Genomic DNA, 9,646 nt, shown 5'->3' with positions numbered 1-9,646 from the left:
GCAGATTGCAGATTGCAGATTGCAGATTGCAGATTGCAGATTGCAGAGCGCGCTAATCTGCAATCTGCAATCTGCAATCTACAATTCACAGGTTGGCGAGGATGGCCGGGGCGACCTGGTCGATCCGCTCGACGCCGGCGAAACGCTCGGCGTCGGGGCCGATCACCAGGAGCGGGACGGGGCTGCGGGTGTGGCTGGGGGTGCGCGAGTCCTCAATGTTCCCGTGGTCGCTGGTGATCAGGACGGTGTCGGCGGGCTGCTTGGCGGCGAGCAGCCCGCCGAGCAGCCCATCAATGCGGACCAGCGCCTCGTGTACGCCGTCCGCGCCCATGCGCCCGTGGCCGGCCAGGTCGGGCAGAAAGCACTCGAAGAAGACCAGCCGGTGCGCGCGGGCGATGTCGGCGAGGTGCGCCCCCGCCAGGTCGGGCGTGATCAGGGGCAGCCCCTCGCCCTCGCCGCGGCTGTGGATGGCCTGGCGGGTGATATCCCAGCTCAGGGCGCGGCCCGCGCGCAGGTCGTCGAGGTCGCGCAGGGGCAGGCCGGCGCCCTCGGCGGCGATCACGCTGGCCGAGCGGCGGATGCGGCGGGCCGCGATCGCCTGCCAGTAGCCGGCGCTGAAGGCGTTGGCGAAGGCGACGCTGTGGCCGGACTGACCGGCGAGGCGGAAGAGCGAGCGCTCGGCCAGGAGCGGGCGCAGGGCCACCGGCGGGAAGTTCGGCTGGTGCCGGCCGTGCAGGGCCGGCGCGTTGACCCCGGCGAGTAGGGCGACGTGGCCGGTGCCGCTCTGGGGCAGTCCGTCCACCCCCAGGGCGGCGTCGATCGGGCGCAGCAGGAGGCCGGGCCGGGCCTGGGCCGCCTCGCTGCTGAGCGGGCCGCCGAGCAGGGCGTGCATGTGGCCCATCGGCGTGGTCGCGAGCGGGTTGCCTGTCGTGATGGGTGCCATCCCGACGCCATCGAGGAAGACGAAGATGATTGACATAGTGTGGCCGGCATTATTGACATTTATCACGAGCTCGTCTATAATTCCCGGCATTGTAAAACATAGTTTTGACATCCGCCACGGTCAACTCTCCAGCCCAGTTTATCAGATTACGAGGCATAAGAGAGGCGGCCACCTTGCGGAGCCTAACGTAGGCGCCGGTTTAGGGTGTTTTTTCAGCCAGTGGCTGAAGGATCATCACGCAGAGCAAAAACGCGAAAACCGCGCGCGCCTATCTGTGCAGCAGGTGGCGCTTTTTTTGTTGGGTTGGGCGGGGCGGGGTCGAACAAAATCTCTGGCAGGAGGCGCGTTAGCATGTCAGTTCAACCGGATCAGGAGACCTTCGAGGAGCTTGAGGATCTCGACTGGACGAAGCTGCTCGATGAGTATGACTACGCCCGGCCGCAGCGCGGTGAGCTGCGCGACGGCATGATCATGCAGATCGAGGACAACGGGGTGCTGGTGTCGATCGGCACCAAGCGCGAGGGCGTCATCCCCTCGCAGGACCTGCGCCAGATGGGCGATGAGTTCGTCGGCGCGCTGCGTATCGGCGAGACGATCCAGGTCTATGTCCAGGAGCCCGAGAACCGCGAGGGCGACCTGATCCTCTCGCTGACGATGGTTCAGGTAGCGAAGGACTGGGAGAACGCCGAGCAGATGTTCACCGAGGGCGGCATCGTGCGCTGCAAGGTGATCGGCTTCAACAAGGGCGGGCTCCTGGTGCAGTTTAACCGCATCCGCGGCTTCGTGCCGGCCTCGCAGGTCGCCCAGCTCCACGGCCGCACCGCCGCCGAGGAGCGCCAGCAGGCCCTCCAGAAGATGGTCAATCAGGAGATCCCGCTCAAGGTGATCGAGGTGGACCGCGAGCGCAACCGGCTGGTGCTCTCCGAGCGCAGCGCGACGCAGGAGTGGCGCAAGGCCCAGAAGCACCGCCTGCTCACCGAGCTGCAGCCCGGCGACGTGCTCTCCGGCCGGGTCAACCAGCTCACCAACTTCGGCGCCTTCATCGACCTCGGCGGCGCCGACGGCCTGGCCCACATCTCCGAGCTCTCCTGGCAGCGGGTCAACCACCCGCGCGAGGTGCTCTCGCCCGGCCAGGAGGTCAAGGTCGTTGTGGTCGAGATCGACCGCGACCGCGAGCGGATCGGCCTCTCGCTCCGCCAGCTCCAGGCCAACCCCTGGGACACGATCGACCAGCGCTACAGCCTCGGCCAGCTGGTCACCGGCCCGGTCACCAACGTCACCCCCTTCGGCGCCTTCGTGCAGGTCGAGGACGCGGTCGAGGGCCTCATCCACGCCAGCGAGCTGGATGTGGACCCGCAGACCCAGCCGCGCGATGTGCTGCAGCCCGGCCAGCAGGTCACCGCGAAGGTGATCAGCCTGGACCGCCAGCGCCAGCGCATGGGCCTCTCGCTGCGCCGCGTGAGCGATGGCGAGAAGGCTGAGGCTCCGGCCGAGGCTCCGGCCGAGGCTCCGGCTGAGGCTCCGGCTGAGGCTCCGGCTGAGGCGTAGTCACAATACCGAGTGTGTCCACCTCACGGTGGGTGTGTGGGGGTGGCGCAGCCGCCCCCACACTTGTTTTATACTGGGGTGTGCGGCTCCGCCGCACACCCCAGTATAAAGCGGGATTCAGGGCGCAGCCCTGAAACACAAGGAGCAGCCCGATGCATATTCTGTCTGCCGATGATGTGAGGCGGGCGGTGCCTATGGCCGCCGCCATCGATGCGGTGGAGGCGGCCTTCGTCAGCCTCGCCGCTGGCGACGCCACGGTCCCCCTGCGCACCCCGATCGAGATCCCCGAGCGCGAGGCGGTCAGCCTCTTTATGCCCGCGCGGATCGCCGGCCCCGCGGCCGCCCTCGGCATGAAGGTGGTGAACGTCTTCCCGCAGAACGCCCGCGGCCTCGCCCAGCCCACAATCTACGCCCTGGTGAGCCTGTTTGACCCGGAGACGGGCCGGCCCCTGGCGGTGCTCGACGGCACCTACCTGACGTCGCTGCGCACCGGGGCGGCCTCGGGGGTGGCCACCCGCCACATGGCGCGGGCTGACGCCAGCTGCCTAGCGGTCTTTGGCGCCGGGGCCCAGGCCCTGCCGCAGATCCTCGCCGTCTGCGCCGTGCGGCCGATCCGCACGGTCTGGATCGTCAACCGCTCGCGCGACCGGGCCGCCCTCATGGCCGCCCGCCTGCGCGGCGAGGGCTACAAGGGCGATGTGCTGATCGCGCCCAGCGTGGCCCAGGCCCTCGCCGAGGCCGATGTGATCTGCACCGCGACATCCTCGGAGACGCCCCTATTTGCGGACTCCGACCTGCGACCCGGCACCCACATCAACGCGGTGGGCGCCTACAAGCCGACGATGGCCGAGGTTCCGGCGGAGACGGTGGCCCGCGCGCGGCTGATCGTCGACCAGCGCGCCGCCGCGTGGGCCGAGGCTGGCGACCTGATCCAGGCCCGCGCGGCCGGCCTGATCGACGAGGGCCACGTCGTGGGCGAGATCGGCGAGGTGGCCGGCGGCGCGCTGCCCGGCCGCACCAGCGATGATCAGATCACGATGTTTAAGTCGGTGGGCAACGCCGTGCAGGATCTGGCCGTCGGCGCGCTGGCTATCGCCCGCGCGGCCGAGCTCGGCCTGGGCGTCGATGTGAGCATGTAGCGAGCTTCCGGCAAGCTGAAGGCCTCTCGGAAGCTATCGTCATCTCCTCGTCGGCTCCCATTCATTCAATATTTACTGTTTGGTCATAACGTTGAGTATGATGGTAGGTGGCGACGTATGAGCGGCGCCAGTTCACATATTTAAGGAGTACTGTTTTGACAAACATTTGTGTCGTTGGCACGGGCTACGTCGGCCTCACCACCGGCGTCTGCTTTAGCGATCTGGGCAACACCGTCATGTGTGTCGAGATCAACCCGGAGAAGCTTGAGCTGCTGCGCAGCGGTAAGTCTCCGATCTACGAGCCCGGCCTGGTCGAGCTTCAGGAGCGCAACATGCGCTCTGGTCGGCTGCGCTTCACCGATGATTACGCGCTGGCCATGGCGGAGGCGAGCCTGATCTTCATCACGGTGGGCACGCCGATGGGCGATGACGGCGCCGCCGACCTGAGCCAGGTGAAGGCTGCGGCGCGCAGCATCGGGCAGCACCTCACGCACCGGGCCATCATCATCGACAAGAGCACTGTCCCAGTGGGCACTGGAGATATGGTGGGCACGATCATCGCCGAGCATGTCCGCCCCGGCATTGAGTTCGCGGTGGTCTCGAACCCCGAGTTCCTGCGCGAGGGCAGCGCGGTGAGCGACTTCTTTAAGCCCGACCGGATCGTGCTCGGCTCCACCGACCGCGCCGCCGCCGAGGAGGTGGCCGAGCTGCACGAGCCCCTGGGCGCGCCGGTGATCATCACCGACCTGCGCACCGCCGAGATGATCAAGTACGCATCGAACGCCTTCCTGGCCACCCGGATCAGCTTCATCAACGAGATCGCCCAGATCTGCGAGAAGCTCGGCGCCGACGTGAAGGAGGTCGCTCGCGGCATGGGCGCCGACCGGCGGATCGGGCCGCACTTTCTCGACGCCGGCATTGGCTACGGCGGCTCCTGCTTCCCCAAGGATGTGCTGGCCCTGCACCACATGGCGGCCAGCTCGGGCTGCCACCCCCAGCTGCTCCAGGCGGTGATGGATATCAACCAGGATGCGCGCAACCGGTTTGTGGCGAAGCTGGAGACGCTGCTTGGCGACCTGAACGGCCGGATCATCGGCGTGCTCGGCCTCTCGTTTAAGCCCAACACCGACGATATGCGCGAGGCGCCCAGCGTCGATATCATCAAGGCCCTGCAGGCGGGCGGCGCCCGCGTGAAGGCCTACGACCCGGTGGCGATCGAGCGGGCCAGCGACTACATCCCCGAGGTTACCTTCTGCGCCACGGCCTACGATGTGGCCAAAGAGGCCGACGCGATGCTGCTGATCACCGACTGGAACGAGTTCAAGCAGCTAAACTGGGAGAAGATCAAGAGCTTCATGCGCACGCCGATCGTGCTCGATGGTCGCAACCTCTACGACCCGGCTGAGATGCGGGCGCGCGGCTTTGTCTACTGGGGCGTCGGCCGCGGCAATCATCAGCCCGCCCTCGCCGACAGCGACGGGGTGGCCGTCTAGCGATCGCGCATGGCGCAGCGGAGCGCGCCGTTTGCGCGTTCCGCCGCGCCATGCTATAATTCCGCCGTTGGAAATTCGGGCGATTAGCTCAGTTGGTTAGAGCGCATCCTTCACACGGATGAGGTCGGTGGTTCGAGTCCACTATCGCCCACCACCCAGGCCACGTACAGCCCGCCCCACAAGGCGGGCTGTCGCGATTGTATCACCCTCCATCAGCGAGGTGCCACCGTGACGACATCCCCTGTCAGCAAGCGTCCCCGCGCGCTCCTTGGCGCGGAAGAGATGCGCATGGTCGCTGCCTACCTTCAGCAATCGCCCCTGCTGCCGTTTGAGATCGTCGCGCAGATGACAAGCCTTGACCCTGCGCTCCTGCGGAAGCTGGTGCGCGATGGGGTGCTTGCGGGTGAGGCGCCATTCCGGGTGCAGCGCGTCGTGGGAAACTGTGAGGTCGAGGGTTCCCAACGGATCGCGGCTCGGCTTCAGAAGGCACGTACGGCCCTCGATGGCCAGGCTATCCGCCCCTCTGACGCCGCCGAGAAGTATGGCTTTCACCGCGACAACATCTACAGCTGGCTGAAGAAAGGCTGGGTGCGTCAGGTTGAAGGCGATCCGAGCGGTGAGATTTTTGTCGATGAGGGCGACATCGCCGTTGCCCGCGCGCTCGCAGATATTGTCGGACAGGGCCGCGGTAAGCCAGTCTTCCCCAAAGGCGATGGGCCGTATAAGGTAGTGTAGCGTATTCTGATCGAAATTCAGCAGCGCCGGCCATCTGGCCGGCGTCTTTTTGTACCCTTTTGTCGGACTTATTGACAATTAAATAGTTGTTGCTTATAATCACAACATCTCCGACGGTAGGCACCCGGCCTACCTGATGCGCTGAGGATCGCCCTTATGGAACCGTCGCTCCCTACGGGATCTCGCCGCCGAACGCGCTGTCCTGGGCACCATCCTGATTGAGCCAGAGGCCATCCTCTTGTCCAGCAGCCACACGCTTCAGTCGCAGACAGCCCCCGAGCTCGCGGAGAAAAACCTCGTTAGACATGGTTCAAACCTGCTTGACAGTCTGCCGCCGGGCAGTTTACCCAGCGCTTATTCGCGCTAACAGTATTTTTTATTGGGGTTGGGCGGCTTCGCCGCCCAACCCCAATAAAAATCGGGTCTGGGGCGAAGCCCCAGGACGTTGCAGAAGCCCTGCGTCGCGCGCCATCCCTTCGATGCCAGCGGCCCGCAGCCCAGCCTCTCGGATGCGCTCGTCGCCTGGGCCACCCTCGCCTTTGTGCGCGAGAGCGGCCAGAGTACGGCTGCGTTTAACGACCTGGCCTATAGCCCCGGCTCCCCCGGCCGGGTCTTTCGGCTTGACGACGATGGGCTGCTCAGCCGGATGTTCGCCCTGTCTGAGCTCACCGACGGCAAGCTGGTCTATAACGACCAGGCCGGCATCCGCCAGGTCTACTGGGGCGGCGATGGCGGCGATGCGCTCGCGGGCGACCTGCTGCGCCGCGCCTTTGAGGATATGCGATGACGACCCTGCCGCTGCGCGTCGAGGCCCGCTACACCCGCTCCGTCCACCTCCAGCGCGACTTCGCCGGCCGCGCGAACCTGGACGGCTATCAGATCACGCCCCTGGTCATCCAGACCGTCGAGCGGATCATGGCCGGGCTGGAGCCCGAGGCCACTGGCCGTGCCTTCACGCTGATCGGGCCGTATGGGGCCGGGAAGTCGGCCTTCGGCGTCTTCCTCGCCCGCTTTCTGAGCCTGAGTGAGCAGAGCCGCAAGGCGCTCGTGCAGGAGCACGCTGCGCAGGAACTCCCGCAGCGCCCGATCTACAGGGCGCGCACGCTGCTGCCCATCCTGGTGAGCGGCAGTGAAATACCCAAGGCTAAAGCGCTTGGGCTTCCTGCTTCATCAACCCGTGCCAATCATGACGATTGGGCTTACCGAGTCTCCACAGGCGTTTTGTGTCTCGGCGTGTCCCGCCGCGACCCTCACATCAAACAGGCGCTTCCCCTCACGGTCAATGTTTCGTGCGGCGTTCACATCAGCCACCCGACGGATCAGCCCGCTGGCGCAATCCATCCGGCAGGCGATGCTGGAGGCGCGGGCGCCCGATGAGCTGCTCTTTGATCAGCTCCCACGGGCCTGTGGGCTTGCTCCCTTCAGCGCTGAGGGCGCTGAAGAGAGGGATCACTTCGAGCAGTTCTTTGCCGCCCTGCGCGCCGGGCTCGATGAGCTGCAGGCGGCCTACCAGGGGCTCGTGATCGAGGTGCGCGAGGAGATCCGCCGCGCCTTCGGGGGGGTGGCTGCCGATAGCGCGGCGCTGCGGGCTGAGCTCACCGCCCGCTACCGCCAGATTGCCGCCGAGACCAGTGACACGCAGCTGCGCTCGCTCGGCATGCGCCTGGAGAACGCCGGGCCGGATGACATCTGGGTCGAGAGCGTCGCCGCCCTGGTGGCCCGCAAGCCGCTCAACACATGGCAGGACGCCGACGTTAAGATGTTCGCGACCCAGATCTCCGACCTTGGCCGGCGCTTCACCCTGGTCGAGCAGGTGGCGGTGGTGCGCAAGGTGCTGCCGCCAGAGACCCCGGTGCTGCGGGTGGGCGTCGCCGACGCGCAGAACGAGCGCAGCATCGTCGTCCACACAAACAGCCACACGGCAGACACGAGTTTCACAAGAGATAGGTTACTAAAGTCCCTAGAGGCAGATGGTATACTGACCCGCGAGCAGCAGATCTTTGCGCTCGCTGATCTCCTGCGCACGCTCCTAGCGGAGCCAGATGAGGAGCCTCGCATTGAGCCTGCCCCACCAGCCTGAGTCCGACTGGGCCGCGCGCCCCGGCCGCCATATTGTCAGCCTCAGCGGCGGCAAGGATAGCACCGCCCTGGCGATCTACCTGCGCGACAAGATCCCGCAGCTGGAGTATGTGTTCTGCGACACCCACAAGGAGCTGCCCGAGACCTACGAGTACCTCGATAAGCTTGAGGCCTTCTTGGGCAAGAAGATCAACCGCCTCAACCCCCAGCGCGGCTTCGACCACTGGCTTGAGATGTATGGAGGCATGCTCCCATCGGCCCAGGTGCGCTGGTGTACGCGCAAATTGAAGATCGAGCCGTTCGAGGCATTTGTCGGTAACGATAAGATATGGAGCTATATCGGCATTCGAGCTGATGAAAATCGCAGCGGATACATCTCAATCAAGCCGAATATCACGCCAATATACCCCTACAAAGAGGGTGGACTGGTTCTTGCAGATGTAGAGCGCATCTTAAACGAGAGCGGCATTGGCTTGCCATCATATTACGAGTGGCGACAGCGCAGCGGATGCACCTTTTGCTTCTTCCAGCGCAGTGCTGAGTGGATCGGACTGATGGAGCGTCATCGTGAAGCCTTTGAAGAGGCGAAAAGATATGAAAAAGAGCAGGATGGCGAGCGGTTTTATTGGCGTCAAAGCGAAAGCCTTAGTGAACTAGAGCAACCAGAGCGGATTGAGCAGATCAAGCGTGAGCATATCATTCGATTAGAGGCAGAGCGCAAACGTCGTCCAGACCGGCCACTGATCGATATTATCGGGGCCGCCCTCGATGCCGAAGAGGATGACGTGGGCTGTAACATCTGCCACCTCTGAGCTATAGCAGTCCTACGCAGGTCGTGAAGCCCGCTCCCCATCAGGAAGCGGCAGCCGATCAAGCGTCTTCACAACAGCCGACAACGGGTGCGACGTAGAGTCTTGCAACGAATCGCCCATGCGTAGGGGCGGCCCTCGTGGCCGCCCGCCATGCGATCCGGCGCAACACAATGCGGCATTGTGCGTCGCAATGCTCCATTGCCACGCGCCGAGGGCGGGCACGAGGCCCGCCCCTACGGCATGGATTGCGCCGAGGGCGGGCACGCGCCGAGGGCGGGCACGAGCGCCGAGGGTGGGCTCATATTTGGGCGATTGCACACGCAGCAGCCCCCCTGATAGCGGTGAAATGCTATCAGGGGGGCTGCTGCTGTATGAGGGCTGGCACAGCGAGCCGGTTTAGGACGGCTGGAGATGGAGGCTGCTGCGCCCCTACTAACCGCGCCGGGTGGGCCGCTTGCGCTCCGAGCGCTGCTTGAGCCCGACGGCGTGAACGACTGGCGAGTCGCTGCCGTACTGCGCCAGCACCTGAATCTTCGTCTCCTGCACCAGACTATGCACGCCCTTGGCGGCGTCGATGGACTGCTCGCGGGCCACCTCGTAGGCCCGCTTGGCCCGGATCTCGGCCTCCTCGCTCAAGTTCAGGAAGGACACCCGCTCGCGGAGCGCCTCTACGCTGTAGGCCGGGTTGGTCGGCACGTAGCCGGGGAGGTCCTGGAGGGCCACCACAATCGCGCGGTCGGCGTCGAGCTGGGCTGCGCTCGGGCGCTTGTTACTCATTGCCATGAGACGGATCTCCTTTTACGTGTGTTGATGCGACGATGTTGTGCCGTGGCGATGGAGCCGTTCCAGTCGCCGGATTGCCGTCCTAAACGGTATTGATTATATGCTGAGGTTGGG

General features: G+C 65.2%; 10 protein-coding genes and 1 tRNA gene. 9 read left to right on the top strand and 2 right to left on the bottom strand.

From position 1 onward, the window contains the following. Nucleotides 1-85: 85 nt before the first annotated feature. Entirely contained in the window at nt 86-979 is an 894-nt protein-coding gene (locus tag K2Z83_RS21355) for a metalloenzyme (RefSeq protein ID WP_220597216.1), read from the bottom strand. 315 nt (nt 980-1,294) lie between these two features. Between K2Z83_RS21355 and K2Z83_RS21350 the strand changes: the two genes are divergently transcribed. From K2Z83_RS21350 to K2Z83_RS21310, 9 genes are all read left to right on the top strand, one after another. Continuing rightward, nucleotides 1,295-2,491: a 30S ribosomal protein S1 gene (locus K2Z83_RS21350; RefSeq protein ID WP_220597215.1), complete on the top strand. Its 1,197-nt coding sequence runs from the start codon at nt 1,295-1,297 to the stop codon at nt 2,489-2,491. A gap of 152 nt (nt 2,492-2,643) precedes the next feature. Further along, a complete protein-coding gene (locus K2Z83_RS21345; RefSeq protein WP_220597214.1) occupies nt 2,644-3,630 on the top strand; it encodes an ornithine cyclodeaminase family protein in 987 nt (328 codons plus the stop codon). A gap of 155 nt (nt 3,631-3,785) precedes the next feature. After that, entirely contained in the window at nt 3,786-5,123 is a 1,338-nt protein-coding gene (locus K2Z83_RS21340; RefSeq protein ID WP_220597213.1) for a UDP-glucose/GDP-mannose dehydrogenase family protein, read from the top strand. A gap of 77 nt (nt 5,124-5,200) precedes the next feature. After that, a tRNA-Val gene (locus K2Z83_RS21335) sits at nt 5,201-5,277 on the top strand. 74 nt (nt 5,278-5,351) lie between these two features. Further along, entirely contained in the window at nt 5,352-5,858 is a 507-nt protein-coding gene (locus tag K2Z83_RS21330; RefSeq protein WP_220597212.1) for a hypothetical protein, read from the top strand. 445 nt (nt 5,859-6,303) lie between these two features. Continuing rightward, on the top strand, nt 6,304-6,645 hold the full coding sequence (locus K2Z83_RS21325; RefSeq protein WP_220597211.1) for a DUF4007 family protein: 342 nt from the start codon (nt 6,304-6,306) through the stop codon (nt 6,643-6,645). Then, nucleotides 6,642-7,235 (top strand): hypothetical protein, encoded by a 594-nt coding sequence (locus K2Z83_RS21320; protein ID WP_220597210.1) that lies wholly within the window; start codon nt 6,642-6,644, stop codon nt 7,233-7,235. Before K2Z83_RS21325 ends, K2Z83_RS21320 begins: the two co-directional genes overlap by 4 nt. After that, complete coding sequence (locus tag K2Z83_RS21315; RefSeq protein WP_220597209.1) at nt 7,210-7,938, top strand: hypothetical protein; 729 nt, start codon at nt 7,210-7,212, stop codon at nt 7,936-7,938. The genes K2Z83_RS21320 and K2Z83_RS21315 overlap by 26 nt, the downstream gene beginning before the upstream one ends. After that, nucleotides 7,916-8,749, top strand: a complete 834-nt coding sequence (locus K2Z83_RS21310; RefSeq protein ID WP_255604382.1) for a phosphoadenosine phosphosulfate reductase family protein — start codon at nt 7,916-7,918, stop codon at nt 8,747-8,749. The genes K2Z83_RS21315 and K2Z83_RS21310 overlap by 23 nt, the downstream gene beginning before the upstream one ends. A gap of 432 nt (nt 8,750-9,181) precedes the next feature. Here the strand turns inward: K2Z83_RS21310 and K2Z83_RS21305 are convergent, their stop codons facing one another. Next, nucleotides 9,182-9,532 carry a hypothetical protein gene (locus K2Z83_RS21305; RefSeq protein WP_220597207.1) on the bottom strand — a complete coding sequence of 117 codons (351 nt, stop codon included), beginning with the start codon at nt 9,530-9,532 and terminating at the stop codon, nt 9,182-9,184. Between the last annotated feature and the right edge of the window lie 114 nt (nt 9,533-9,646).

Origin of the sequence: Oscillochloris sp. ZM17-4 (genome assembly GCF_019599295.1) — a bacterium.
In the GTDB taxonomy this organism is placed as follows: Bacteria; Chloroflexota; Chloroflexia; order Chloroflexales; family Chloroflexaceae; genus Oscillochloris.
The sequence above is the reverse complement of the archived record's forward strand: the minus strand, read 5'-3'. Positions and strand labels throughout refer to the sequence as shown.

What these genes read in the sequence shown, in the direction of transcription:
- K2Z83_RS21350 (WP_220597215.1), top strand. Translation starts at nt 1,295, where the DNA reads ATGTCAGTTCAACCGGATCAGGAGACCTTCGAGGAGCTTGAGGATCTC.
- K2Z83_RS21345 (WP_220597214.1), top strand. Translation starts at nt 2,644, where the DNA reads ATGCATATTCTGTCTGCCGATGATGTGAGGCGGGCGGTGCCTATGGCC.
- K2Z83_RS21355 (WP_220597216.1), bottom strand. Translation starts at nt 979, where the DNA reads ATGTCAATCATCTTCGTCTTCCTCGATGGCGTCGGGATGGCACCCATC.
- K2Z83_RS21315 (WP_220597209.1), top strand. Translation starts at nt 7,210, where the DNA reads ATGCTGGAGGCGCGGGCGCCCGATGAGCTGCTCTTTGATCAGCTCCCA.
- K2Z83_RS21320 (WP_220597210.1), top strand. Translation starts at nt 6,642, where the DNA reads ATGACGACCCTGCCGCTGCGCGTCGAGGCCCGCTACACCCGCTCCGTC.
- K2Z83_RS21305 (WP_220597207.1), bottom strand. Translation starts at nt 9,532, where the DNA reads ATGGCAATGAGTAACAAGCGCCCGAGCGCAGCCCAGCTCGACGCCGAC.